Source organism: Aeromonas sp. (assembly GCF_050252055.1).
Taxonomy (GTDB): domain Bacteria; phylum Pseudomonadota; class Gammaproteobacteria; order Enterobacterales; family Aeromonadaceae; genus Aeromonas; species Aeromonas caviae.
Genome location: NZ_JBFWLQ010000016.1, coordinates 1 through 23777, shown reverse-complemented (window position 1 = coordinate 23777; position 23777 = coordinate 1). Strand labels below are relative to the sequence as shown.

The 23777-nt window shown below is 62.2% G+C and carries 25 protein-coding genes; 14 read left to right on the top strand and 11 right to left on the bottom strand.

The window, feature by feature from the left end:
* Positions 1-107: 107 nt before the first annotated feature.
* From AB7E19_RS20465 to AB7E19_RS20455, 3 genes are read right to left on the bottom strand one after another with little or no spacing between them, the layout of a single operon-like run.
* Entirely contained in the window at positions 108-1364 is a 1257-nt protein-coding gene (locus AB7E19_RS20465) for a PTS ascorbate transporter subunit IIC (protein WP_011704190.1), read from the bottom strand.
* 60 nt (positions 1365-1424) lie between these two features.
* Positions 1425-1712, bottom strand: coding sequence for a PTS sugar transporter subunit IIB (locus AB7E19_RS20460; RefSeq protein WP_042879175.1), 288 nt, complete (start codon positions 1710-1712; stop codon positions 1425-1427).
* A 32-nt stretch (positions 1713-1744) separates the two neighbouring features.
* Entirely contained in the window at positions 1745-2188 is a 444-nt protein-coding gene (locus AB7E19_RS20455) for a PTS sugar transporter subunit IIA (RefSeq protein ID WP_005307534.1), read from the bottom strand.
* 252 nt (positions 2189-2440) lie between these two features.
* Between AB7E19_RS20455 and AB7E19_RS20450 the strand changes: the two genes are divergently transcribed.
* The 3 genes from AB7E19_RS20450 to AB7E19_RS20440 all read left to right on the top strand — a co-directional run bounded on the left by AB7E19_RS20450 (position 2441) and on the right by AB7E19_RS20440 (position 4358).
* Complete coding sequence (locus tag AB7E19_RS20450; protein WP_041212112.1) at positions 2441-3463, top strand: LacI family DNA-binding transcriptional regulator; 1023 nt, start codon at positions 2441-2443, stop codon at positions 3461-3463.
* Positions 3464-3728: 265 nt separating this feature from the next.
* On the top strand, positions 3729-3851 hold the full coding sequence (locus AB7E19_RS20445; RefSeq protein ID WP_010672437.1) for a hypothetical protein: 123 nt from the start codon (positions 3729-3731) through the stop codon (positions 3849-3851).
* Between the two features lie 162 nt (positions 3852-4013).
* Entirely contained in the window at positions 4014-4358 is a 345-nt protein-coding gene (locus tag AB7E19_RS20440; protein WP_080944131.1) for a DUF2799 domain-containing protein, read from the top strand.
* Between the two features lie 57 nt (positions 4359-4415).
* On the opposite strand, the gene AB7E19_RS20435 is transcribed toward AB7E19_RS20440, so the two are convergent.
* On the bottom strand, positions 4416-4586 hold the full coding sequence (locus tag AB7E19_RS20435) for a hypothetical protein (RefSeq protein WP_010672439.1): 171 nt from the start codon (positions 4584-4586) through the stop codon (positions 4416-4418).
* Positions 4587-4642: 56 nt separating this feature from the next.
* A complete protein-coding gene (locus AB7E19_RS20430; protein ID WP_010672440.1) occupies positions 4643-5074 on the bottom strand; it encodes a flagellar basal body-associated FliL family protein in 432 nt (143 codons plus the stop codon).
* A 145-nt stretch (positions 5075-5219) separates the two neighbouring features.
* Here AB7E19_RS20430 and AB7E19_RS20425 point away from each other — a divergent pair, with 145 nt between their 5' ends.
* Together AB7E19_RS20425 and ubiA are read left to right on the top strand one after the other, a co-directional pair.
* The gene (locus AB7E19_RS20425) at positions 5220-5771 is read left to right on the top strand and encodes a chorismate--pyruvate lyase family protein (RefSeq protein WP_202043486.1); all 552 of its coding nucleotides are present in this window, start codon (positions 5220-5222) and stop codon (positions 5769-5771) included.
* Complete coding sequence (ubiA, locus tag AB7E19_RS20420) at positions 5768-6631, top strand: 4-hydroxybenzoate octaprenyltransferase (protein ID WP_010672442.1); 864 nt, start codon at positions 5768-5770, stop codon at positions 6629-6631. Before AB7E19_RS20425 ends, ubiA begins: the two co-directional genes overlap by 4 nt.
* 64 nt (positions 6632-6695) lie before the next feature.
* Here ubiA and plsB read toward each other — a convergent pair whose 3' ends face one another.
* Positions 6696-9119 carry a glycerol-3-phosphate 1-O-acyltransferase PlsB gene (gene plsB, locus AB7E19_RS20415; protein WP_010672443.1) on the bottom strand — a complete coding sequence of 808 codons (2424 nt, stop codon included), beginning with the start codon at positions 9117-9119 and terminating at the stop codon, positions 6696-6698.
* A 204-nt stretch (positions 9120-9323) separates the two neighbouring features.
* On the opposite strand from plsB, the gene lexA reads away from it, so the two are divergent.
* The 4 genes from lexA to dinF all read left to right on the top strand — a co-directional run bounded on the left by lexA (position 9324) and on the right by dinF (position 12793).
* Positions 9324-9950: a transcriptional repressor LexA gene (lexA, locus tag AB7E19_RS20410; protein ID WP_010672444.1), complete on the top strand. Its 627-nt coding sequence runs from the start codon at positions 9324-9326 to the stop codon at positions 9948-9950.
* A 350-nt stretch (positions 9951-10300) separates the two neighbouring features.
* Positions 10301-10591, top strand: a complete 291-nt coding sequence (locus AB7E19_RS20405; protein ID WP_427936407.1) for a hypothetical protein — start codon at positions 10301-10303, stop codon at positions 10589-10591.
* 190 nt (positions 10592-10781) lie between these two features.
* Positions 10782-11408, top strand: a complete 627-nt coding sequence (locus AB7E19_RS20400; protein WP_045522510.1) for an SCO family protein — start codon at positions 10782-10784, stop codon at positions 11406-11408.
* Positions 11409-11422: 14 nt separating this feature from the next.
* Complete coding sequence (gene dinF / locus AB7E19_RS20395) at positions 11423-12793, top strand: MATE family efflux transporter DinF (RefSeq protein ID WP_124244664.1); 1371 nt, start codon at positions 11423-11425, stop codon at positions 12791-12793.
* Positions 12794-12824: 31 nt separating this feature from the next.
* Here the strand turns inward: dinF and trmL are convergent, their stop codons facing one another.
* From trmL to AB7E19_RS20380, 3 genes are all read right to left on the bottom strand, one after another.
* Positions 12825-13289, bottom strand: a complete 465-nt coding sequence (trmL, locus tag AB7E19_RS20390) for a tRNA (uridine(34)/cytosine(34)/5-carboxymethylaminomethyluridine(34)-2'-O)-methyltransferase TrmL (protein WP_103244035.1) — start codon at positions 13287-13289, stop codon at positions 12825-12827.
* Positions 13290-13359: 70 nt separating this feature from the next.
* Entirely contained in the window at positions 13360-14715 is a 1356-nt protein-coding gene (locus AB7E19_RS20385) for an ATP-binding protein (RefSeq protein WP_039041147.1), read from the bottom strand.
* Positions 14712-15407, bottom strand: coding sequence for a response regulator (locus AB7E19_RS20380; RefSeq protein WP_010672450.1), 696 nt, complete (start codon positions 15405-15407; stop codon positions 14712-14714). Before AB7E19_RS20380 ends, AB7E19_RS20385 begins: the two co-directional genes overlap by 4 nt.
* Positions 15408-15494: 87 nt before the next feature.
* On the opposite strand from AB7E19_RS20380, the gene AB7E19_RS20375 reads away from it, so the two are divergent.
* The 4 genes from AB7E19_RS20375 (at position 15495) to AB7E19_RS20360 (ending at position 18927) form a co-directional block, all read left to right on the top strand.
* Complete coding sequence (locus AB7E19_RS20375; RefSeq protein WP_043155671.1) at positions 15495-16406, top strand: cation efflux pump FieF; 912 nt, start codon at positions 15495-15497, stop codon at positions 16404-16406.
* An 8-nt stretch (positions 16407-16414) separates the two neighbouring features.
* Complete coding sequence (cysE, locus tag AB7E19_RS20370) at positions 16415-17194, top strand: serine O-acetyltransferase (RefSeq protein WP_010672452.1); 780 nt, start codon at positions 16415-16417, stop codon at positions 17192-17194.
* Between the two features lie 21 nt (positions 17195-17215).
* The gene (locus tag AB7E19_RS20365; protein WP_010672453.1) at positions 17216-18496 is read left to right on the top strand and encodes a hypothetical protein; all 1281 of its coding nucleotides are present in this window, start codon (positions 17216-17218) and stop codon (positions 18494-18496) included.
* A 221-nt stretch (positions 18497-18717) separates the two neighbouring features.
* Positions 18718-18927, top strand: coding sequence for a cell division protein ZapB (locus AB7E19_RS20360; RefSeq protein WP_010672454.1), 210 nt, complete (start codon positions 18718-18720; stop codon positions 18925-18927).
* A gap of 72 nt (positions 18928-18999) precedes the next feature.
* On the opposite strand, the gene elbB is transcribed toward AB7E19_RS20360, so the two are convergent.
* The gene (elbB, locus tag AB7E19_RS20355) at positions 19000-19650 is read right to left on the bottom strand and encodes an isoprenoid biosynthesis glyoxalase ElbB (RefSeq protein ID WP_124244667.1); all 651 of its coding nucleotides are present in this window, start codon (positions 19648-19650) and stop codon (positions 19000-19002) included.
* A gap of 401 nt (positions 19651-20051) precedes the next feature.
* Here elbB and polA point away from each other — a divergent pair, with 401 nt between their 5' ends.
* On the top strand, positions 20052-22805 hold the full coding sequence (gene polA, locus AB7E19_RS20350) for a DNA polymerase I (protein ID WP_427936402.1): 2754 nt from the start codon (positions 20052-20054) through the stop codon (positions 22803-22805).
* Between the two features lie 79 nt (positions 22806-22884).
* Here the strand turns inward: polA and AB7E19_RS20345 are convergent, their stop codons facing one another.
* Positions 22885-23424: a gamma carbonic anhydrase family protein gene (locus tag AB7E19_RS20345; protein WP_322131703.1), complete on the bottom strand. Its 540-nt coding sequence runs from the start codon at positions 23422-23424 to the stop codon at positions 22885-22887.
* Between the last annotated feature and the right edge of the window lie 353 nt (positions 23425-23777).

The window sequence follows — 23777 nt, the reverse complement described above, 5'->3', positions numbered from 1 at the left end:
TTGCACATATTTTCGACGTTGTTCGGGCTGGTGGGGCCCGGCTGGCTGTGCGGGAAGATGAGCGGGGGCATGGCACCGCTGGCCATGCCCCCGATGGGGAAGAGTGATCAGCGTACGATGAGGCCGAGCAGGATCCCCACCACGCCGAAGTCGGCATCGCTGAAGGTGGTGTTGGCAAAGCCGAGATCACCCAGCACCGGCAGCAGGAACACCGGCAGGAAGGTGATCAGCAGGCCGTTGGCGAAGGCACCGAGTAGAGCGCCGCGACGACCGCCGGTGGCGTTGCCGAACACCCCGGCCGCCGCGCCGACGAAGAAGTGCGGCACCACGCCCGGAATGATGACGGTGAGCCCCAGCAGGTAGAGCAGCACCATGCCTACCAGACCGGCGGCAAAGCTCGACAGGAAGCCGATCAGCACCGCATTGGGGGCGTAGGGGAAGACGATGGGGCAGTCGAGCGCCGGCTTGGCGTTGGGCACCAGCTTGTCGGAGATCCCCTTGAAGGCCGGCACGATTTCGGCGATGACCATCCGCACCCCCTGCAGGATGACGTAGACACCGGCGGCGAAGGTGATGGACTGCATCAGGGAGAACATGAACCAGTGCTTGCCCTTGGCGACGCTGGCGACGAACTCGGGGCCGGCGAAGGCGGAGGTGATGAGGAAGATGATGCCCATGGTGAAGGAGATGGCCACCGGGGTATCGCGCAGGAACAGCAGGCTCTTGGGCACCTGCACCTCTTCGCTGCTGTGGGCCTTGTTGCCGAACTTGGCGCCGATCCAGCCGGCCAGCACGTAGGAGCAGGTGGAGAAGTGGCCGAGTGCCACGTCATCGGAGCCGGTGATCTGCTTCATGTAGGGGTGGGCGAGGGCCGGGAACAGCACCATGGTCACGCCGACCACCAGGCTGCCCACCGCGATGAGCGGGATGCCGCTCATGCCGCCGGCGGAGAGGATGGCCGCTACCATCATCGACATGAACAGGGTGTGGTGACCGGTCAGGAAGATGAATTTCCACGGGGTGAGCCGGGCGATCAGGATATTCACCAGCATGGCGAAGAACATGATCATCGCCATCTCCTTGCCGAATGACTGCTGGGCGATGGAGACGATCGCCTCGTTGTTGGGCACCACCCCCTTGATGCCGAAGGCGTGCTGGAAGATGGTGGCGAAGTCGCCAAGGGAGTTCACCACCAGGGTGGCGCCAGCCCCCAGGATGACGAAGCCCATGATGGTCTTGACCGTGCCTTTGATGCACTCGGTCACCGGTTTCTTCTGGGCGATCAGGCCGATGAGGGCGATGAGGCCAACCAGCACGGCCGGCTCCGACAGCACGTCAAACATCAGAAAATTGAAAAATTCCATGGTCAGCTCCAAGCAGATGGAAGCGGCGGCTCACCAGCCGCCCAGACAGTCGCAAAGGGGTTAGAGTGCGCCCAGCTCGCGCAGGGCGATGGCGAGTTTTTCTTTCATGGCGGCCTTGTCGACCATGTTGTCCAGCGATACCAGCCGACCGTTGACACCCATGCTGACCAGCTGTTCGGCGATGTCGCGGGTGGCGACAAAGATCTCGGCGCTCTCGCTGCCGGCGGAGGCGAGATCCCGGTGATCCACCTCGGCCGTCACGGCCAGCTCCTTGAGAATGCTCTTGATGCTCATCTCCATCATCAGGCTGGTGCCCAGGCCGTGTCCGCATACAACCAGAATTTTCATGCTCTCTTCCTCTGTCGGGCGCAGGGCGCCACTCAATAACGCGCCAGGATGCGCAAGATGTCGTCTTTGCTGGTGGCCGCCATGATGGCCGCCACGTCTTCTTCATTCATGAACAGCTCGGCCAGCTGGGCGATGGTCTCCACGTGGGAGTTGCTGTCGCTGGCGGCCAGGGTGACCAGCAGCCGCACCGGGTCGTTGCCCTCGGAGCCGAAGTTGACCCCCTCTTTCAGCACGGTCAGCGCCAGTCCCAACCGGTTGACGCCGTCTTCCGGGCGGGCGTGGGGCATGGCCAGGCCCGGTCCCAGCACGTAGTAGGGGCCGAGCTCCTCGTGGGAGCGATAGAGCGCCGCCACATAGGAGGGCTCTATGGTGCCGTTGGCCAGCAGGGGGGCGGTGGCCAGCTCGATGGCGTGGCGCCAGTCGCGGGCGCCCGCTTCGATGGAAATGACCTCCTCGGTCAGCAATTGGGTCAGCATGGCAGTGTCCGGGCTGGATAGGATGGCGCCAATCTAGCGATCTTGCCCCTTGATAACTGTGAGCTTGATCCCGAAAGTTAGCGCTACCAGATAGCGCTAACATTGATCTGTGATAGCGCTATCATTTCTCTCACAGGAGGGATTCATCCTGCCCCTTATCGGCCTCAAAGAAGGTAAAATCCGGTTTGAGCAAATAGTCAGTGCCCCGCTTTTGCCTTAAAGTGAATGCCCGCATGCCGAGGAAGGGAAAGGATGTCAGAAGCGAAAAAACGCCGCAGCACGGGTCGGGTGACCCTCAACGACGTGGCCCAGTTGGCTGGCGTGGGAGCCATGACGGTGTCGCGCGCCCTGCGCACCCCCGAGCTGGTGTCCGACAAGATGCGCGAGCGCATCGAGGCGGCGGTGGATGAACTCGGCTATATCCCGAACCGGGCGGCGGGGGCGCTGGCATCCGCTACCTCCCAGACCATAGTGGTCATCGTCCCCAGCCTGGCAGAGCGCGCCTGCGGTGACATGATTGCCGGGCTGCAGCAGACCCTGCTCGCCGAGGGCTATCAGATTATGCTGGGGGATGCCCAGCACCTGAAGCAGCAGGAGGCCAGCCTGCTCAGCAATTTCCTGCAGCACAATCCGGCCGCCGTGGTGTTGTTTGGGGGGGATCCCGGGGAGGTCATCCGGCAGCGCCTGCAGGCGGCTCGCTTGCCGGTGGTGGAGGTGGGAGCCATGGCGCGCCATCCCATCGACATGAACGTCGGGGTCTCCAACTTCGATGCCGGTTATCAGCTGACCCGCCACCTCATCGAGCGCGGTCATCGCAACATCGGCTTTCTCTGTGCCCGCCAGGAGCAGTGGATGCTGCAGCAGCGCATGCAGGGCTGGCAGAAGGCGCTGCTGGACAACTACCTCTCCCCGGACGCCATCATCAATACCTCTGAGCTGCCGAGTTTTAGCACGGGGGCGGCCATGCTGGGGGAGTTTCTGCTGCGCTGGCCCGAACTGGATGCGCTGATCTGCGTCAACGACGAGCTGGCGGCCGGGGTGCTGTTCGAATGCCAGCGCCGCCATCTGAGCGTGCCGGGCAAGCTCGCCATCGCCGGTTTCGACGATCTGGATGTGGCGCGCGCCTGTCATCCTGCGCTGACTTCGGTCAGGATCCCCTATCACCAGATGGGCAGGGAGGCGGCGGAGCTGATCCTGCGCCAACTGGCGGGCGAGGAGGTGGCCGGCATGAGCCTCGCCCTGGATTTTCAATTGCAAAAGCGCCAGAGCACCTGACGAGCGATGCCACGACAGGGCGAGGCAAGCATGTTCAAGGCGTTGTGACCGAAGGCCAGGTCGGTGCACCGTCGCCCTGCGCGGGAACTGCCAGCCGACGTGTTCGCCCGGTCTGTCACCGGGTTGGAGCAGAGCGTGGATGCCACCGGAGCCATGACTCCAGGTGGCTGTCTGCACCCTGGTCAAGCTCTGAGCGGAACCACTGGCGAGCCCCATTATTCTGGATAGACTTTGTAGGCCGGTGCACTATCCAAGGAGAATGAGCATGGGTACGCAGACGCCTGATTTCGATCTCGATGATGACTGGGAGCCGGAATCCTGGGAAGACGAGCTGGAGGAGCTGGATGACGAGAGCTGGCAGGACTATGACCCTCTCGACGATCAGTGATTCCCTGTAACGCCTGAGGGCGGGCCTGGTGCCCGCCCGATTTTTTGTGTGGCGAGGGGGGCAGCCCTTGGTGAGAACGGGGCGGGCTGGTTAGAATGAACTGCTCAAATGACGCTGTACGAGGCAGGCAGCGGCTCAACAACGATTCCAACGACGCCAAGGATGAATATGCGCTCACTCGTCATCATGTTTTGTGCCGCCCTGCTCGGGGGCTGTGTTTCCAACTCCGACGACCCTTGCGAGAAGGTGTGGAGCGACGTGGGAGAGGCGGACGGCAAGCTCGGTTTTGCTGGCGATCGGGTGGCTTTTCACCAGACCCAGTGCGGGGAAAAAGTGGACGTTGCCCTTTGGGAGCAGGGTCGCCAGAAGGGGCTGGCCTGGTATTGCCGACCCGAGCATCTCTATCTGGCAGGACGGTCGGGAGAGGAGTATCGCGGCGTCTGTCCCAACGACGTGCAGGCCCGTCGCCTGTTTGAACAGGGTCGCCATGGCTGGACTGATCAATAAATCAGCCTTCCTCTCTCTTCTGAAATATTGCGTGAACCTCTTCGTGAGAAGAGGTACCTACCCTTCTTTATGCTTCAGCCGCAGCGGCTGGCACAGGTAATCCTTGTCATTGGCGCTGCGGGCACACTTGCCACACACGAATTTGGGTTTGCGCACAATCTTGCGCAGCGTCTTGAGATCGGCGGGGATCTCGTGACGGCGCCACTCACACAGCGTCTTGTGACCCATGACGTCCTCGACAGTGAATGCAACGGGTGAGAGGGGTAGGCCCCCTCCCGGTGTGGTTACTGGTACAGGTATTTGGTGAAGATGAGCTCGCGGACAGCCTTCTTGCCCGTCTCCTTGACCAGCAGCTCGTTGACCTTGGCCTCACACTCCTTGCGCAGCTCTTCCCGGTTCACCAGGGACTTGATCTGTGCGCCCGTCTTGCTGCCAATCAGCCGGATGATGGCGTCGCGGATCAGGGGGTCGTGCTGCTCCAGCAACTTGAGGTCGGCAGCGTCCGTGGCCATCAGCTCTACCGTCACCCGTACATAGCCGAGGGTTTTGCCGTCGCCAAGGTAGTTGGTGATGATGTCCGGATCCAGAGCGTGATAGGCGAATCCCGGCTGGACGGCGGAGGAGGCGGGATCGGTGGCCTCTTCCTCGTTGGCGAAGGCCTGTGTATTCAAGAGGGTACACCCCAGGGACAGCAGCAGAATTCTGAAGATCTTCATCTGGATGGCTCGGCAGCGACGGATGCCCCATTTTTGATGCTGCCATCGGGGCCGTCAAGCACGGATGTTCTTACAATTCGCCATTGATTTACGGATAATAAACCGGTTTTTAACCTGACAACGGAAATCTCCGGATGGTGAAGCTGTGAAGTCCGAGTTGACTGTTCCCCTCGTCCAGCTCGTCCCGTGGCGGGCGCCTGCAGAGTGCGAACCGCCCGAGGCGCTGCGTCCCTGGTTGCTGGAGGCCGATTCCATGACCCGGCGCCTGCGTCGTTACAATCATCATCTCTCGGTGCAACTGCTCGGCAATCGCGCCGTGTCGCTGACGGTGGACGAGCAGGCGCTGGTAGCGGTGCCGGCCCCCGTGGGCATGTGCCGCGAGGTGATCCTGCACGGTGATGGCGGGCCTGCCATCCTGGGTTGGACCCTGTTTGCCGAAGCGGCCTTGCAGGGGGGCGGTTTGCAGGATCTGGGAGAGCAGCCGCTGGGAGAGCGCATTTTCGGTGGGGCACCGGCGCGGCGGGATCACCTGCAACTGGCCTGTTTCGAGATAGCGAGCAATCCCTGGTGTCCGGCCGCCACCGTCTGGGGGCGTCGTTCCCGCCTGTTTCTGGGGCAATGGCCACTGCTGGTCCATGAACTTTTCCTGCCCTCGCTATCGTCTCATTCGTTGCCATCGGATAAGGAGCTGGAGTGAAGCTGTTAACCAAGGAGCGGGGACTGGCCTATGCGCAGTTGGCCCGCATCGACAAGCCCATCGGTACCCTGCTGCTGCTGTGGCCGACCCTGTGGGCGCTCTGTCTGGCGGCTGGTGGCCTGCCTGACCCCTGGATCCTGACCGTGTTCGTGGTGGGCGTTTTTCTGATGCGCTCCGCCGGCTGTGTCATCAATGACTATGCGGATCGCAACTTCGACGGTCATGTGAAACGCACCGCCGGGCGACCGCTGCCCATGGGGCGGGTCGCCGAGCGGGAAGTGCTGGTGCTGTTCGCCGTGCTGGCGCTTCTCTCGTTCGCCCTGGTGCTGACGTTGAACCCGCTCACCATCAGCCTGTCCTTTGCCGGTCTGCTGCTGGCGGTCTGCTACCCCTTCATGAAGCGCTTCATCCCCATCCCCCAGCTGGTGCTTGGCATGGCCTTCTCCTGGTCCATTCCCATGGCCTATGCGGCTCAGGCCAATGCCCTGCCGCCGGAAGCCTGGCTGTTGTTTCTTGCCAACCTGCTGTGGACCATCGCCTATGACACCGAGTACGCCATGGTGGACAGGGATGACGACCTCAAGCTCGGCCTGAAATCGAGCGCCATCCTGTTTGGCCGTCACGACAAGCGGATCATCGGCGCGCTGCAACTGGCGACCCTGCTGATCCTGCTGGGGGTCGGGCAGCTGATGGGGTTGGGATCCGGTTATTACTGGGGACTGCTGGGGGCGGCGGCGCTGTTCGTCTACCAGCAGCGACTGATCCGGGAGCGGCAGCGGGAAGCCTGCTTCCAGGCCTTCCTCAACAACAACTACGTGGGGGCGCTGGTGCTGCTCGGGGTGATGGTTCACTACCTCTAACCCGCCCCCCTTCCTGGATGAAAAAAGGCCGCATGATGCGGCCTTTTTGTTGGGTGTCGACGCCTCAGAGCCGGTTGCCCGCCTGGATGGTGCGGCGGATCTTGTTGCTGAGCAGCGGCACTATGTTGTCGGCCAATGCCTGGAAGCGGCCGAGATCCGGTTTGCAGCCCGGATCCAGATAGCCTTCGCTGCGCAGGGTGTGGATCAGGGTGCTGAACAGCTTCTGGTCGAAGAACTCGGGGGCGTTGATGCCGTGCAGGGTGCCGAGGCGCTCCGCCATCATCAGGCCGTCCGCTTCCAGCTGCTCCGCCTCGATGTGGGGCTGGGCCAGCATGCGGGTCAGCACGATGGCGTAGCGCTGCAGGGTCTCCTGGATGCTTTCGGCCAAGAGCAGCAGGCGCATCTGGTTGCCGGGGTTGACCCAGTAGCCGCCGTCGCGTGCCTCGACCAGTTGCTGGCGCAGCAGCTCGGCCAGCAGGGCATCGATCAGCTCCGGCAGCTCGTCCTCTTCATAGCGCAGGAAGAGTTCGGTCTTGAGCAGGGGGTAGATGTCGACACAGCGGGCGACGATCTCGCTGCGGGAGATCCCCTCGCACCGCTCGATCAGGGCCGCCACCAGGGAGGGCATGGCGAACAGGTGCAGTATGTTGTTGCGGTAGTAGGTGAGCAGGATCGCCTGATAGCGGTCCAGGCTGATGATCTGGCCCAGCTTGTCCTCGCTCACCTCGAACTTGTTGAGCTCCATCGCCTGCTCCAGCAGGGTCCTGGCGTCCTCGTCCGGCATGGTGCTGTGCGGGCTGTAGGGCACTTGCTTGAGCAGGTCCAGATAGGTGTTGAGCTGGGCCTGGAGTTCGTCCCGGGTCAGGGCGTGGCGCTCGGCGGCCAGCAGGGCCAGGGCACTCAGGGTCAAGCCGTTGACGGCGGCGGCATCGTTGATGCGGGTCATCAGCAGCTCGGCCAGCTGGTTGACGGTGGAGGCCATCCACTCGGGGCGCTCCTCCCGGCCGATGCTCTCCTTCCAGGTGGGCACATGTTCGCCGAGGTAGCTGTTGAGGGTCAGTGGTTCGCCGAAATTGACGAAGCCACGGCCATAGTTGCGCAGCTTGCGCAGGATGCCGAGCACCTGCAGGAAGCTCTCCTTCTCCTTGCGGCTCCCCTTGAGTTCGTTGTGGTAGGTATTCACCTCCATCACGTGCTCGTAGCCGAGGTAGACGGGGACTAGGGTGACCGGCCTGTCCAGCCCGCGCATCATGGCCTGCAGGGTCATGGCCAGCATGCCGGTCTTGGGGGGCAGCAGGCGACCGGTACGCGAACGCCCGCCCTCGGTGAAGAACTCCACTGAGTAGCCCTTGGCGAACAGCAGGTTGAGGTACTCCCGGAATACCGTGCTGTAGAGCGGATTGCCCTTGAAGGTGCGGCGGATGAAGAAGGCGCCACCGTGGCGGAAGATGGGGCCCGCCGGCCAGAAGTTGAGGTTGATGCCCGCCGCGATGTGGGGCGGCACCATGCCCTGGTGGTAGATGACGTAGGAGAGCAGCAGGTAATCCATGTGGCTGCGATGGCAGGGGACGTAGACGATCTCGTGCCCTTCCTGGGCGAGCTGACGCACCTGCTCTGCTCCGTTGACCGAGAGGCCGCGATAGAGCTTGTTCCACAGCCAGCCAAGGAAGCTTTCGCCGAGGCGGATCAACCGATAGGAGAAATTGGAGGCGATCTCGTCCATGTAGCCGTGGGCACGCTTTTGCGCCTTCTCCAGGCTGATCCCTTCCCGTCTGGCCTCCTCCTCGATGGCCTGCTGGATCACGCTCGAATCCAGCAGTTGCTTGAACAGCAGGTTGCGGTTCGGCAACTTGGGTCCGGTGGCGGCCAGCTGCTGGCGGCTGAAGTGGGTGCGGGCCACCCGCGCCAGCTTGTGGGCGATGGCCTCGTCGGTGCCGTGCTTGTCCGCCATGTAGCGCAGGGAGAGGGGCGGGGAGAAGCGCACCAGGTTCTCGCGCCCTTTCAGGATCACGATCAGCGCCTTCTTCAGGCGGTTTGGCGCCAGGCTGCTGATGATGTTCCAGCCGGAGGCCTCCTCGCCTTCCCGGCCCGGGGCGCGGCCCCAGAACAGGGTGACGGGTACTACCTGGATGTCCAGCGCCGGATCCTGCTTGTGCAGGTCCAGCAGCTGGTGGAACTCCTGCAGGAAGGGGAGCGGCTTGTTGCGCGTGCCGAACAGGGGAGGCGGACGGTCCAGACAGACGTAGCGTGGCAGCAGCTGACCGTTCAGCTCCAGCGGCGTGAAGGGGCCGGGCAGGCCGAGATCCTCGCAGCACTGTTGCAGGGTCATCAGGTCGGTGATCGAGCTGGTCTTCAGGGCATAGACGATGGGTCTGGCCGGATCCAGCTTGAGCTCGGTGATGGGGTTTTCCGGCAGGCTCTTGTGATTGACCAAGCCGCTGACCGGCCATTGCAGGATGGCTCTGGAAATCTTCTGTCCAAGGGACATGTGCGTCTGCTCTCCAAAAAAATGCGGCGTGAGCATAGCAAATCACCGGCTGCTTGTCGCCGAGAGGTACGATGAGTCGGCACTTCAGAGCAGGGGGAGGGACAAATGTGCGTCGGGTCGCGACAAATGCCAGTTGCGCCTTGCCTTGGCCCCAGCACTGTATATACTGCCAGTGTGCTGTATAAAAAGACAGGTGCCCATGCTATGAAACCCCTTACCCCTCGCCAGGCTGAAGTACTCGAGCTCATCAAGGCGAACATGAACGAGACCGGCATGCCGCCGACTCGCGCCGAGATTGCCCAGAAGCTTGGCTTCAAGTCGGCCAACGCGGCCGAAGAACATCTGAAGGCCCTGGCCAAAAAAGGGGTCATCGAGATCATGCCGGGTACGTCCCGCGGCATTCGTCTGCTGCTCGAAGAAGAGGACGTGCAGCCTGAAGAAAACGGCCTGCCACTGATTGGCAAGGTAGCGGCCGGGGAACCCATCCTGGCCCAGGAACACATCGAGAGCCACTACCAGGTGGATCCCGCCCTGTTCCACCCGCGGGCAGACTTCCTGCTGCGGGTGCAGGGCATGAGCATGAAGAACATCGGCATCATGGACGGGGACCTGCTGGCGGTGCACAAGACCCAGGAGGTACGCAACGGCCAGGTCGTGGTAGCACGTCTGGACGAGGACGTCACCGTCAAGCGCTTCCAGCGCAAGGGCAGCCAGGTGTGGCTGCTGCCGGAAAATGAAGAACTCTCCCCCATCGAGGTGGATCTCGCCAGTCAGCACCTCACCATAGAGGGCCTGGCGGTCGGCGTAATCCGCAACGCCGACTGGATGTAAACATCCGATGCGATGAAGAGGCCTCCTGCGGGAGGCCTCTTCATTTTCATCTGCCGATGGCATCTCCCTCCCCACCTTTTCGCTTCTCCTTCCTGTGCGCACAGTCTCGCCGCACGACATGCATTTCGGATATATCCTTTGATAAGGCCCCTGTCATGGTCGGTGATCAGGGAAGGGGGAGTCGCACCGGGCAGTACGCCATGGCAGGGATGCATGATCGCCGGGTCGGTGCGCAGAAGGGAGAGTCGCCTCAGACTGGGGACTCGTACAGTCAGTACGCTGCCGTGGTTGGTTCGTCGTTGGGGACAAAGAGACCCGTCAGCGTGACCTGTTGAGCAAGGAGGACAGGTATGGCTTCAAGCTCGCCGTGGGATCCGGTGCCGGCCGCAGCGCCCGCATCTTCCATCACCCGATTCATCAAGGGCAGTCGGATGACATGGTTCTATGCGCTCTGGGTCTATCACAAGGGAGATGGTTGGACCATCTGGCTTGGGTGCCCCAAAGACAAGATTGTCCGCCTGGTTCGTCTGTTTCGCCATCATCACGACATCGGATTGCCGGATGAGCCCTGGACTGCCCCCGTCATCCCGCTGCGCGTCCCCCTGAGACGTGCCCAGCCGCAGCACAGGCTGCGGCCCTGATCCCTCTTCCTGTACAGACAAGAGCCCCGCCAGAGCGGGGCTCTTGTTTTGGCGCCGATGCTGCTGATCCATGGCACAGACGCTTTCCCGCCGGGATGCAAGACTAGCCAGCGGCGGGGGCGTGCGGGTTACAATGACCCCTACCGGTTTTGCCCATAGGGCTTCTAACATAAGCAAGGCTTTGTTTTATATGGTTAAACCACGCTTTTACCTGCTGCTGTTGCTGTTCATCGGCGCCATTGCGGCGGCTTATTACTGGAGTCAGCCCGCGGTGCCGGAACAGGCCGATTACTACCCGGCGGGGCGAGACATCAACCCGTTTACCCTCACGGATGCGGATGCACAGCCCTTTACCCCTGCCAACCTGACGGGACACTGGAGCTTTCTGTTCATCGGCTACACCTACTGCCCGGATGTCTGTCCGACCACGCTGGCGGATCTGCGCAGCGTCTATCCGGCGTTGAAGAAGATAGCCCCCACTAGCCAGGTGGTATTCATCTCGGCGGATCCCCAGCGGGATGACAGCGCCCGCCTGAAAAGCTATACCGCCTTCTTCGAGCCCGAGTTCAAGGCGGCGACAGCACCTCACAGTGCCCTCTTTCCTCTGGTCCGCAATCTGGGGCTGGTCTATTCCATCGTGGAAGGGGATCGCAAGGATTACCTGATAGACCACTCCGCCTCCATCGTGCTGATCAACCCCGAGGGGAAGCTGGTGGCCACCTTCCGACCCAAAGTGGCACCGGGTGAGGTGCCCCACGTGGACATGCAGGCCATGGTGGCCGACTTCGCGCGCATCGTGCGGCTGGCTGGCGAGTGAGCCCGGCGCGCACCATGCTGATTCCCGCCTGGCTGAAGGATCCTCGCCGCCACAGGGCCGTCTTCGTCCTGGCCCTGCCCATGGTGTTCTCCAACGTCACCACGCCCTTGCTGGGGCTGGTGGACACCTGGGTGATCGGTCATCTTGGCCAGGCCTGGTTTCTCGGCGGCGTCTCGGTCGGTGCGACCTTCATCAATCTGCTGTTCTGGTTGCTTGGCTTCCTGCGCATGTCCACCACAGGGCTGACCGCCCAGGCTCAGGGTGCAGCCCATGCCGAAGGGCAGCTCGACACCCTGGCGCGGGCCCTGGGCTTGGCGATCGGACTGGGCATGGTGCTGTTGCTCCTGTTGTTGCCGTTCCTGCCTGCCATCATCGCCCTCGGCGGCGGCTCTTCCGAGGTACAGACCTATGCCGGTCAATATGTGTCGGTGCGGGTCTGGAGCGCCCCGGCGGCCTTGTGCAATCTGGTCATCATGGGGTGGTTGCTGGGCATGCAGGATGCACGCAGTCCCATGCTGCTGCTGATCCTGGGCAATCTCGTCAACATGGTGCTGGATGCCTGGTTCGTGCTGGGATTGGGCTGGCAGGTGAAAGGGGTGGCCGCAGCTTCCCTGCTGGCGGATTACAGCACGCTCGGGGTGGGGTTCTGGCTGGTGAGCCGGCATCTGCGCCGACTTGATCCCGGGGTGTGGCACAACGCCTGGCAGCGCTGGCGCCAGTGGCCGGCCCTGCTGCGGCTGCTCGCCCTGAACCGGGATATTTTCATCCGCTCCCTCTGCCTGCAACTCTGCTTCGTGTTCATGACTCTGCAGGGGGCCAGGCTGGGGGATGTGGCGGTGGCCGCCAATGCGGTGCTGCTCAATTTCCTGATGCTGATTTCCTACGGGCTGGATGGATTTGCCTATGCGGTGGAAGCCATGGTAGGGCGTGCCATCGGGCGGCGTGATCGGCCGCTGCTGCGGGAGGCCATCGTCCTCAATCTGGGCTGGGCGCTGCTGATCGCCCTGGCATTTACCCTCTCGTTTGCCCTGGGGGGACACTGGCTCATCCGCCACATTACCGACATACCGGCGGTGATCGCCGAGGCGCAACGTCAGCTCCCCTGGCTGGTGGCCATGCCGCTGCTGGCGGTCTGGTGCTTCCTGCTGGACGGGGTCTTTATCGGCGCCACCCGGGCCCGGGAGATGCGCAACAGCATGCTGGTGGCGGTGTTTGCCGGCTTCTTTCCCATCTGGTGGTTCTGCCAGGGATGGGGTGTGGCGGCCCTGTGGGCCGCCATGAGTGCCCTGATGGCCGGTCGTGGCCTGACGCTGGGCTGGCTCTGCTGGCGACTGGAGCGTGATGGACGGCTGCTGGCGGGGCAGGGGACGGCGCAGTCAGTCTGAATCCTGGCCGTCTTGCCAATATCGTCAGCGGTCAGAGCGAGCCTGAATAGTCGAACTGTCGCCAGCTCTCGTAGACGAACACCGCGACGGCGTTGGCCAGATTCATGCTGCGGCTCTGGGGCAGCATGGGAATGCGCAGCCGCTGCTCGAATGGCAGGCTCTCGATGATCTCCATGGGCAGGCCTCGGCTCTCGGGCCCGAACAGCAGGGCGTCACCGGGGGCAAACCGGGCCGCCGAGTGGGCGGTGCGTCCCTTGGTGGTGCAGGCAAAGACGCGTTGGGGGGCGACGGCCGTCAGAAACGCCTCATAGTCAGGCCAGCGCTTGACGTCGGCAAACTCGTGATAGTCGAGCCCGGCCCGCTTGACCCGTTTGTCATCCCACTCGAACCCCAGGGGCTCTATCAGGTGCAACCGGTAGCCGGTATTGGCGCAGAGGCGAATGATGTTGCCGGTGTTGGGGGGGATTTCCGGTTGGTAGAGCACGATATCGAGCATGGAAGGATCCTGGGCTGGTGCGAAACGGGCGCCAGCATACCCAGCACCCGTGCCGATGAAAAGGGGGAGGTCAGGGCATGGGCAGACGGATGGTGATGACCAGTCCGGTCGGCTGATTGCTGCTGGCCCGGATGGTCCCCCCATGACGCTGGATCGCCTCGGCGGCGATGGCAAGGCCGAGACCCGTGCCCCCGGTCTTGGCGTTGCGGGCATCGTCCACCCGAAAGAAGGGCAGGAACAACCGGGGCTGCTGCTCCACCGGCACGCCCGGGCCGTCATCCCGTATGGTCATCACCCATTCCCGTCCCTCCCGGTACCAGTCCACCTTGATGAACTCGCGGGCATACTTGAGGGCGTTGCGCAGGGGATTTTCCAGGGCGCGGGCCAACAGTTCTGGCCACATGGTGAGGGATTCGGCGGGCAAGGAAGGGAGCCTGAGCTGTTTGCCGTTCTGGTTTGCCTCGAACATGGCGTCGTCCAGGATGGGCTCCAGCAGCTCCGCCAGGGGCAGCGTCACCGGCGCCTCCACATGTTGCTGCACCCGCGACAGATCCAGCAGATCCCCTATCAGCTTGTCGAGCCGGGCTATCTCCCCTTCGATGCGCGCCAGCTCGGCGCTGTCCCCCTGCTTGCGGCGGATCAGCGCCTGTGCGAGCTGGATGCGGGTCAGGGGGCTGCGCAGCTCGTGGGAGATGTCGGAGAGCAGCTGCTTCTGCTTCTGGATCATGTCCTTGAGGGTGTCGACCATGCGACTGACATGTTCGGCCAGCTGGCCTATCTCGTCGCGCCGACCCAGGTTGGGGATCTGTATTTCCAGGTTGCCCTGGGCGAGTTGGGAGACCGACTGCTGCAACTGCAGTATGGGGCGGGTCAGGCGCCAGGCGAGCAATAGACAGAGCGGGGTGCTGACCAGCATGGCGATGCCCAGGATCTGGATGGGGTGATCCAGGATCTGGATGAAGAGGAACAGGTAGGAGTTTTCGACGTTCAGACCGAAATAGACGTGATAGGTCTGGCCGTGATGGACCATCTGGAAGGGGCCGGCGATGGCGCGCTGGTGTTCGCTGCCCAGCATGGGCTTGGCCGGGTTGTCCGAGTCGAGCATGAAACGGATCACGAACTTGCTCAGCCGGGTGCTGGACTGCATCTGCCCCTTGGCATCGCGTAGATAGATGTTGTCCACCGGCAAGAGGCCCGCGGCATCGATGGCCTTGGCCAGATCGAAATCCTGCTCGGGATCCGCGCCCCGTTGCAGCGCCGCCAGGTTGTTGTTGAGACGGGTGATCTCGTGGGCCGGCAGCGGGATGATGTTGCGGGGGTCCAGGGTGGGGAGGATCACCACCGCGGCCACGACCAGCAGCAGGATGAACCAGAACCAGAGGAAGATCTGGGTGGAAAGGCCGTTGAAGGTGCGGGCCGATTTCATGCCTGCTCCAGCCACAAGTAGCCTCGTCCCCGCACTGTCTTGAAGCGGGGCTGGCCGTCGGCCCGCTCCGGCAGCTTCTTGCGCAGGTTGCTCAGGTGCATGTCGATGGCCCGATCGAAGGGTTCGAGCTTCTTGCCCAGCACCTGCTCGGAGAGCAGGCCCTTGCTGACGATCTGGCCCGGATTGCGCAGCAGGCACTCCAGCAGGCCGAACTCGGTGGCGGTGAGTTCCAGCAACTGATCGTCGCAGCGAGCCTGTTGCAGGCCGGGCTGCAGCACCAGATCCATGAAGCGCACCTCTTCCGAGCTGCCGCCGCGCTGGGGAGCCTGGCTCTGGGTTCGACGCAGGATGGCGCGCACCCGGGCCAGCAGCTCCCTGTCGTCGAACGGCTTGGCGAGATAGTCGTCGGCACCGGCCTCCAGCCCGTTGACCCGATCCTGGCTGTCGCCACGGGCGGTCAGCATCAACACCGGGGTGTCGTGGGTCTTGCGCAGCCGGGTCAGCATCGCGAAACCGTTGAGTCTGGGCATCATGACGTCCAGCAGCACCAGGTCGAAAGCCTGTTCTGCCAGTCGCTGCAATCCCTCTTCCCCATCCTCGGCGACGGTGACCTCAAACCCCTCCAGAGTCAGGATTTCGGTGAGCAGCTGGGTCAGTTCGAGATCGTCGTCGACCAGGAGTATTTTGTTCATCTGGGAGTCACTCTGTTGATTTTGCACGCCAAACTGACGTCCGGGTCAGGGTATAATAAGTTTTTACGCGTCGGAGGAAAGCCGGTTTTGAGCCACCAACACTATTCCCGCTGGGTCACCCTGGCCAGCATGGCCGCTGTGACCACCGCCACCCTGCTCATCCTGGGCAAACTGATCGCCTGGCTGATGACGGATTCATCCAGCCTGCTGGCATCCCTGACCGATTCCTTCATGGACATCAGCGCCTCTCTCATCAATCTGCTGGCCATCCGTTATGCGCTGGCCCCTGCCGACGAAGAGCATCGCTTCGGCCACGGCAAGGCGGAGTCCCTGGCGGGTCTGGTGCAGTCGGCCTTCATCTCGGGGTCCGCCTTGCTGCTGGTGATGCACGGCATCTCGTCGATGCTGAATCAGGTGCCCGTGGTGCGCCTGGAGGCCGGGATCTGGGTCAGCGTCGGCTCCATCGTGCTGACCCTGCTGCTGGTGAGCTTCCAGGGCTTTGTCATCCGCAAGACCAACAGTGTGGCCATCAAGGCCGACATGCTGCACTACCGTTCCGACCTGCTGCTCAATGGCGGCGTGCTGGTGGCACTGGTGCTGGCGGGGCAGGGGTGGTACTGGGCCGACGGCCTGTTTGCCATTCTGATCGGTCTGTTCCTGGTGTGGGGGGCTGTCCATATCGGCTACGAATCGGTGCAGGCCCTGCTCGATCGTCAGTTGCCAGAGGAGGAACAAGCGAGAATAATGGCCCTCTGCTGCGCCGTAGAGGGGGTGCATGGCGTACATGACCTGCGTACCCGCCAATCCGGGCCGACCCGTTTCGTGCAGTTGCATCTGGAACTCGATGATCAACTGCCTCTGGTCAGGGCCCATCAGATAGCCGACGAGGCTGAACTGGCCGTCCGCCAGGCCTTCGAGCGGATGGATGTGATCATTCACATGGACCCCATCTCGGTGCTGACAAAAGAACGACAAAGCACTCACCCTGAACAACAGTAGGCTGCAACATGGATGATCTGGTTGCCAGAACCTGGCAAAAAATTCAGCAGGAAGCGCAGAGCATGGCGGCCCAGGAGCCCATGCTGGCCAGCTTCTTTCATTCCACCATTCTCAATCACCGGGATTTGCGCTCGGCGCTGAGCTTCCAGCTCGCCAACAAGCTCGACAGCACCACCATGCCTGCCATCGCCTTGCGGGAAGTGATCGAGCTGGCCCTGCGCAGCGAGCCCGAGCTGCTGGCCGCAGTGGCCGCCGACATCTGCGCGGTGCAGGATCGCGACCCGGCGGTCGACCTCTTCTCCACCCCGCTGCTCTACCTCAAGGGATTCCATGCTCTTCAGGGGTATCGGGTGGCCAACTGGCTGTGGCGTCAGGGACGCCGTGCCCTGGCGCTCTATCTGCAAAACCAGATCTCCGTGGTGTTCGGCGTGGATGTACACCCGGCCGCCCGCATCGGCAAGGGCATCATGTTTGACCATGCCACCGGTATCGTGGTCGGCGAAACCGCCGTCATCGAGAACGACGTCTCCATCCTTCAGAGTGTGACTCTGGGGGGGACCGGCAAGGAGAGTGGCGATCGTCACCCCAAAATCCGGGAAGGGGTGATGATAGGGGCGGGGGCCAAGGTGCTCGGCAACATCGAGGTGGGCGTCGGCGCCAAGATCGGTGCCGGCAGCGTGGTGATCAACCCGGTGCCGCCTCACACCACGGTCGCTGGCGTGCCTGCCAGGATTGTGGGCCGCCCCGAGTGCGACAAACCTTCCCTGGACATGGATCAGTGCCTCTGATCCCCTGACCGAGGCCGTTGTATGGTCAAGCGCTGGTCAGGCTTTCTGATCCTGGGGATGTGGCTGCTCAACCTGCTGCACCTTTATCTGGACTTCTCCCCCTGGCCCGCCGCCATCGCGGCCTGGGCCGCCTCCCTGCTCACCTGGCCCTGGCTGGTGGGTGCCGCACGGCGCCAGGCGCTGGCCCTCTACGGCGCGGCGCTCCTGCTGCTGCTCTTTTCCTGGTGGCGAGGGGCCAGCCTCAGCCCCGGTGACTGGCTCTTGCCGAACATCAACATGCTGACCATGTTTGCCGCAGTGAGCACCCTCAATCTGGCTACCTCCGGCCTCTTGACCGGCACCGCCTCCTGGTCCGGTCGCAAGGGGCTGTGGAGCACCATGGCCAGCCTCAATCTGCTGGGGGCCGTCATCAATCTTTCGGTGCTCTTCATCATCGGCGATCGGCTGGAGCGCAACGGGACGCTGGAGCGGCGTCAGGTCATGGTGCTGAGCCGGATCTTCTGTGCGGCTGCGTTTTGGTCCCCCTTCTTCGTCGCCATGGCGGTGGCCCTCACCTATGCACCGGGTCTGCAACTGGGCAGCATACTGCCTTTTGGCATACTGGCGGCCTTGCTGGCCATGGGGCTGACGGCCTGGCAGGTAGAGCGACTCGGCGTGGAGACCTTTGAAGGTTATCCGCTGCGGCTCCAGACCCTGGGGCTACCGGTGACCCTGGCACTGCTGGTGCTGGTGATCCACCGTTTCTGGCCCGGACTCAGCATTCTGGCGGTGATCGCCCTGGTGGCGCCCTTGCTGGCCTTGCTGTTCATGCCGCAAGCGGGGCGAGGGGCTGCTCTCAAGCGCCAGGTGGTGGAGCGCTTCCCGGCCATCGGTGGCCAGCTTGTGCTGTTTCTGGGGGCCGGCCTGCTGGCGGCTGGCATCAACAGCGCGCTGTCAGTACTGGACTTTGGCAGTGGCCACGGCCTGCCGCTGTTCAACCACTTCGGCTGGCTGGAAGCCTGCCTGACCCTGCTGCTGATCTTCCTGGTGGCCATAGTGGGCGTGCATCCTCTCATCAGCATCTCGGGGGTGGCGCCGCTGCTCTGGCCGCTGGCACCGGATCCCAGCCTGCTTGGCATGTGCTTCCTCATGGGGTGGGGGCTGGCGACCGGGACGAGCCCGCTCTCCGGCTCCAATCTGGCGCTGGCGTCCCGCTACAACCTGAGCGCCGGGCTGCTGCTGCGCTGGAACCTGCTCTACGGCCTGTTGATGTACGCCGTGGCCTGTCTGATGATGGGGGGCTTCATCGCCTTGCATGGCTGATGGTGGCATCGGCAGGAGGGCGGGTTATGCCACGGCGGACGCCCGGGATCGAGGTTCCTGCTGCCTGCGAGAAAAACCGACGCATATTTAAGCAATACCGGGCCGCAGGGCGCATTTTGCAACGTGCTGGCTTGTTTGTGTCGAGCGCATCAGGGTATGCTGGCTCCACGCGCTTGAATCGCCCTCTGTGGGGCATCGCAATTGAACATACAGGTATGCATATGTCACTAGAAGTCCTTGAGCAACTCGAATCCAAAGTACAATCCGCCGTCGACAACATCTCCTTGCTGAAGATGGAGCTGGACGAGCTGAAAGAGCAGAACAGCAAGCTGCAAGACGAAAACCACCAACTGCGCAACGAGCACGTTGCCTGGCAAGAGCGTCTGCGTGCCCTGCTGGGCAAGATGGACCAGATGGGCGATGCCATCTGATCCCGTCTAGATTGACCGGAATGAAAGCGGGCCGCTCCTTGAGCGGCCCGCTTGTTTTGGTCTGCCGGGCAATCAGAGTGCCAGCAGCTGTTTGACGGTCTTCTCGATGCCGTCCGCCGCCTCCACAATATTGTTGGCCAGCATGTAGGCAGGAGTGGAGATGACCTTGCGCTCCTGATCCACCACGAACTCGCTCACCGGGCAGTCGAGATGACTGCCACCCATGGCTTCGATGGCGTTGGCGGCGCCCTCGTCGTTGCCAATGGTGGCCAGGGTGCCTGCCCCATAGATGAGCGGGATCATGGCCGGTGCGATGCAGATGTAGGCGGCCGGTTTGCCGGCTCTGGCAAAGCTCTGGCAGGCCTTCAGCACATCCGGCTGGATGCGGCACTCTGCGCCCTTGATGGCGAAGTCACACAGGTTCTTGGCGGCGCCGAAGCCGCCCGGCACCAGCAGGGCGTCGAAGTCGGCTGCATCCAGTTCAGCCGCATCCCTGATCTGGCCGCGGCAGATGCGGGCCGCCTCGACCAGCACGTTGCGGCTCTCTCCCTCGCTGACCTCGCCGGTCAGGTGATTGATGACATGAAGCTGAGGGACATTGGGGGCGAAGCATTGAACGGATGCTCCCTGACGGGCCAGCGCCAGCAGGCTGATGACGGCCTCGTGGATTTCGGCGCCGTCAAACACGCCACAACCACTCAAGATCACGGCCACTTTTTTCATGACAGACTCCTCGTTGTTGAAAATGTGAGCCAGGGTAGATTGTTGTACTTTTGTATGGTTATCGTTCGACCTCCGCTGGTCAAGTCATCTCCCTGTGCTAGGATTGTTTCGTTTTGGATCCTGCCTCAGCACCCCCCTTGAATTTTTTTCCACATTGATCGAGATCATGATGCGTGCGTCATGTTGAGTTTTCATGATCTCAACATAGTGTTTTAAAAGATATTTTTTGTTTTAATCCACAGCTTTGTCACGGCCGTGATGCAATGGTGCCATTTTTGAGCACAGAGTTATCCACAGCAATATGCCCCACCGGTGCGCCGGGGTGATGGTGGGAGTCCCCTTGGTGTGGTGCGGGCCCTGTGGCATCCTAGCGGCTGTTTATTCTTGGCAGGACGATTTTCATGGCCTCTAGCAATCCTCTTATTCTGGTCGACGGATCTTCATATCTTTACCGCGCCTTCTTTGCCTCGCAGCAGGCCGATCTGCGCACCTCGACCGGCTTGCCTAGCGGCGCCGTCCGTGTCATGGCCAACATGATGCGCAGCCTTCGCAAGCAGTACCCCGACTGCCACGTGGCCGTGGTGTTCGACGCCAAGGGCAAGACCTTCCGCGACGACATCTATCCCGAATACAAGGCAACACGCGCCAGCATGCCGGACGATCTGCGCAGCCAGGTCGCCCCTATCCACCAGATGATCAAGGCAATGGGTTTCCCCTTCCTGATGGTCGAAGGGGTGGAGGCTGACGACGTGATCGGCACCCTGGCCCGTCAGGCGACCGAGAAACAGTTGCCTGTGCTCATCAGCACCGGCGACAAGGACATGGCGCAGCTGGTCTCCGACCATGTCACCCTGATCGACACCATGAAGGATGTGAAGACCGATCGGGAAGGGGTGATCGAGAAGTTCGGCGTACCGCCCGAGCTCATCATCGATTACCTGGCGCTGATGGGGGACAAGGTGGACAACATTCCCGGCATGACAGGTGTCGGCGAGAAGACCGCACTGGCCCTGCTGCAGGGGATCGGCAGCATCGACGAGATCGCCGCCAACCTCGACAAGGTGGCGGCGCTCGGCTTCCGCGGCTCCAAGGCGTTCGCCGACAAGTTCCGCGAGCAGGAAGAGCAGGTGCGCCTTTCCTATGTGCTTGCCACCATCAAGACCGACGTGGTGCTGGAGCAGAGTCTGGAAGAGCTGCAGCTTGGCCCCATCGATAAAGAGGCTCTACTGGCGGTCTATCGCGAGTATGAGCTGCGCAACCTGATCAAAGAGTTGGAGTCCGGCGGCGCTGAGGAGAGTGACGCCGAGGGTGATGATGAAGGTGCCGCCCCGGCAGTCGCCATCGAAACCGACTATCGCTGCATCCTGGATGAGGCCGAATTCGATGAGTGGCTGGCACGGTTGCAGGCGGCGCCGCTGTTTGCCTTCGACACCGAGACCACCAGTCTCGACTATATGGAAGCGCGCGTCGTTGGCGTCTCCTTTGCCATCGAGCCGGGCAAGGCGGCCTACGTGCCCTTCGGCCATGATTATCTGGGAGCGCCTGTCCAGCTGAGCGAAGCGCTGGTGCTGGGCAAGCTCAAGCCGCTGCTGGAAGATCCGGCCCGTCTCAAGGTGGGGCAGAACCTCAAGTACGATCGCAACGTGCTGCTCAACCACGGTATCGAGCTGCAGGGTATCGCCTACGACACCATGCTCGAGTCCTATGTGCTCAACTCTACCGCCAGCCGCCACGATATGGATTCCCTGGCCCGCAGGTATCTGAACGTCGAGACCATCTCGTTCGAGGACATTGCTGGCAAGGGGGTCAAGCAGCTCACCTTCAACCAGATCGAACTGGAGCAGGCGGCTCCTTACGCGGCGGAAGATGCCGACATCACCCTGCGTCTGCATCAGGCACTGTGGGGCAAGCTCTCTGCCGAGCCGGGCCTTGCCAAGGTGTTCAGCGAGATCGAACTGCCGCTGCTGCCGGTGCTGGCGCGGATGGAGCGACTCGGTACCACCATCGAGCCCAAGCTGCTGCATCAGCAGAGCCAGGAGATCGAAGTGCGTCTGGCAGAGCTGGAGAAGCAGGCCCACGAGCTGGCCGGGCAGGAGTTCAATCTCTCCTCGCCCAAGCAGCTGGGTGAAATCCTCTTCACCAAGCTGGGGCTGCCGATCATCAAAAAGACCCCCAAGGGAGCGCCATCCACTGCGGAAGAGGTGCTGGCCGAGCTGGCGGAGACCTATGAGCTGCCGCGTCTGCTGATGGAGCACCGTGGCCTGGCCAAGCTCAAGTCCACCTACACCGACAAGCTGCCGCTGATGATCAAGCCGCAGACCGGGCGGGTGCACACCTCCTATCACCAGGCGGTGGCGGCGACCGGTCGACTGTCGTCCACCGACCCCAACCTGCAGAACATTCCGGTGCGCAACGAACAGGGGCGCCGCATTCGGCAGGCCTTCATTCCGTGCGCCGGTTACAAGCTGGTGGCGGCGGATTACTCCCAGATCGAGCTGCGCATCATGGCCCACCTCTCCGGTGACAAAGGGCTGCTGACCGCCTTTGCCGAGGGCAAGGACATCCACAAGGCGACCGCCGCCGAAGTATTCGGCGTCGCGCTCGATGCGGTGACCAGCGACATGCGTCGCAGCGCCAAGGCGATCAACTTTGGTCTCATCTATGGCATGAGTGCCTTCGGTCTGGCCAAGCAGCTGGGGATCGGTCGCGCCGAAGCGCAGAAGTACATGGATCTCTACTTCGAGCGCTACCCGGGTGTGCTGGAGTACATGGAGCGTACCCGCCAGCAGGCGGACGCCCAGGGCTATGTGGAGACTCTGTTTGGCCGTCGCCTCTATCTGCCGGATATCAAGTCTCGCAACGCGGGCCTGCGCAAGGCGGCCGAACGGGCCGCCATCAACGCCCCCATGCAGGGTACGGCTGCCGACATCATCAAGCGGGCCATGATCAACGTGGATGGCTGGATCCGGGGCATTGAAGACCAGTCGATCCGCATGTTGATGCAGGTGCACGATGAACTGGTGTTCGAGATCCGCGAAGAGAAGCTGGAAGAGTACATCGCCCTCATCAAGGAGAAGATGTCGGGTGCGGCCGAACTGGATGTGCCGCTGGTCGTGGAAGCGGGCACCGGTGACAACTGGGATCAGGCCCACTGATCCTGACCACAGTGATTGGCTAGCTATATAAGCAGAGAAGCCCGGCATCATGCCGGGCTTCCTGTTTGTGGCTGCAGGGTCAGGCCTCTTGCAGGTATTCATCCTTGAGCTGCACATAATTGTCGGCCGAGGTCTTCAGGAAGGCGATCTCGGCCGGCTTGAGAGGGCGGGCCTGCTTGACGGGATTGCCCATATAAAGAAAGCCGGCCTCGAGCCGCTTGCCTGGTGGCACCAGGCTGCCCGCCCCGATCATCACATCGTCTTCAACGATCACCCCATCCAGCAGGATGGCACCCATGCCGACCAGTACCCGGTCGCCTATGGTGCAGCCATGCAGCATCGCCTTGTGTCCGACCGTGACATCTTCGCCGATAAGCAGCGGATAGCCGCCAGGGTTGCTGGCACTCTTGCGGGTCAGGTGCAGCACTGTACCGTCCTGAATGTTGCTGCGAGCACCGATGTGGATATGGTTGACGTCCCCTCTGGCGGCCACCATGGGCCAGATGCTCGCATCGTCGCCCAGCTGGATATCCCCCACCAGGGTGGCGCAGGGATCCACATATACCCGATTGCCCAGTTGCGGGCATTTTCCCTTGTAAGGTCTTAGTCGCAAGTCCATCTTGGCCTCCTTGTTTTCGGCCATTCTAGCAAGACGATACCGGTTTCTGTGGATAAGTTTGTATAAAAGCTGTGTTTGGATATGAATAACTAAAAAAGTGCCGATTTTTACAATTTTATTGCAGAGGAGGGGTTGCCAGAACGAATTCGCTCCCTATAATGCGCCTCCATCGACAGGGCAAGCGGCAACGCAAACAAGCCGGTCGGTAGCCTCGAAAAAGCCTCGTAAAATAAGGCTTGACTCGAGAAGGCGGTTGAGTAGAATGCCACTCCCGCAGCAGCCAAAAGCTGCGTCGCTCTTTAACAATTTGAATCAAGCAATCTGTGTGGGCACTCACAGCATCGAGCATCAAA

Coding starts and splice junctions, on each gene's coding strand:
- AB7E19_RS20405 (WP_427936407.1), top strand. CDS start 10,301: ATGGCTTCAAGCTCGCCGTGGGATCCGGTGCCGGCCGCAGCGCCCGCA.
- AB7E19_RS20440 (WP_080944131.1), top strand. CDS start 4,014: ATGAATATGCGCTCACTCGTCATCATGTTTTGTGCCGCCCTGCTCGGG.
- AB7E19_RS20380 (WP_010672450.1), bottom strand. CDS start 15,407: ATGAACAAAATACTCCTGGTCGACGACGATCTCGAACTGACCCAGCTG.
- AB7E19_RS20465 (WP_011704190.1), bottom strand. CDS start 1,364: ATGGAATTTTTCAATTTTCTGATGTTTGACGTGCTGTCGGAGCCGGCC.
- AB7E19_RS20450 (WP_041212112.1), top strand. CDS start 2,441: ATGTCAGAAGCGAAAAAACGCCGCAGCACGGGTCGGGTGACCCTCAAC.
- trmL (WP_103244035.1), bottom strand. CDS start 13,289: ATGCTCGATATCGTGCTCTACCAACCGGAAATCCCCCCCAACACCGGC.
- AB7E19_RS20435 (WP_010672439.1), bottom strand. CDS start 4,586: ATGGGTCACAAGACGCTGTGTGAGTGGCGCCGTCACGAGATCCCCGCC.
- AB7E19_RS20455 (WP_005307534.1), bottom strand. CDS start 2,188: ATGCTGACCCAATTGCTGACCGAGGAGGTCATTTCCATCGAAGCGGGC.
- plsB (WP_010672443.1), bottom strand. CDS start 9,119: ATGTCCCTTGGACAGAAGATTTCCAGAGCCATCCTGCAATGGCCGGTC.
- cysE (WP_010672452.1), top strand. CDS start 16,415: ATGGATGATCTGGTTGCCAGAACCTGGCAAAAAATTCAGCAGGAAGCG.
- AB7E19_RS20385 (WP_039041147.1), bottom strand. CDS start 14,715: ATGAAATCGGCCCGCACCTTCAACGGCCTTTCCACCCAGATCTTCCTC.
- polA (WP_427936402.1), top strand. CDS start 20,052: ATGGCCTCTAGCAATCCTCTTATTCTGGTCGACGGATCTTCATATCTT.
- AB7E19_RS20460 (WP_042879175.1), bottom strand. CDS start 1,712: ATGAAAATTCTGGTTGTATGCGGACACGGCCTGGGCACCAGCCTGATG.
- AB7E19_RS20445 (WP_010672437.1), top strand. CDS start 3,729: ATGGGTACGCAGACGCCTGATTTCGATCTCGATGATGACTGGGAGCCG.
- elbB (WP_124244667.1), bottom strand. CDS start 19,650: ATGAAAAAAGTGGCCGTGATCTTGAGTGGTTGTGGCGTGTTTGACGGC.
- AB7E19_RS20430 (WP_010672440.1), bottom strand. CDS start 5,074: ATGAAGATCTTCAGAATTCTGCTGCTGTCCCTGGGGTGTACCCTCTTG.
- AB7E19_RS20365 (WP_010672453.1), top strand. CDS start 17,216: ATGGTCAAGCGCTGGTCAGGCTTTCTGATCCTGGGGATGTGGCTGCTC.
- dinF (WP_124244664.1), top strand. CDS start 11,423: ATGCTGATTCCCGCCTGGCTGAAGGATCCTCGCCGCCACAGGGCCGTC.
- lexA (WP_010672444.1), top strand. CDS start 9,324: ATGAAACCCCTTACCCCTCGCCAGGCTGAAGTACTCGAGCTCATCAAG.
- AB7E19_RS20400 (WP_045522510.1), top strand. CDS start 10,782: ATGGTTAAACCACGCTTTTACCTGCTGCTGTTGCTGTTCATCGGCGCC.
- AB7E19_RS20345 (WP_322131703.1), bottom strand. CDS start 23,424: ATGGACTTGCGACTAAGACCTTACAAGGGAAAATGCCCGCAACTGGGC.
- AB7E19_RS20360 (WP_010672454.1), top strand. CDS start 18,718: ATGTCACTAGAAGTCCTTGAGCAACTCGAATCCAAAGTACAATCCGCC.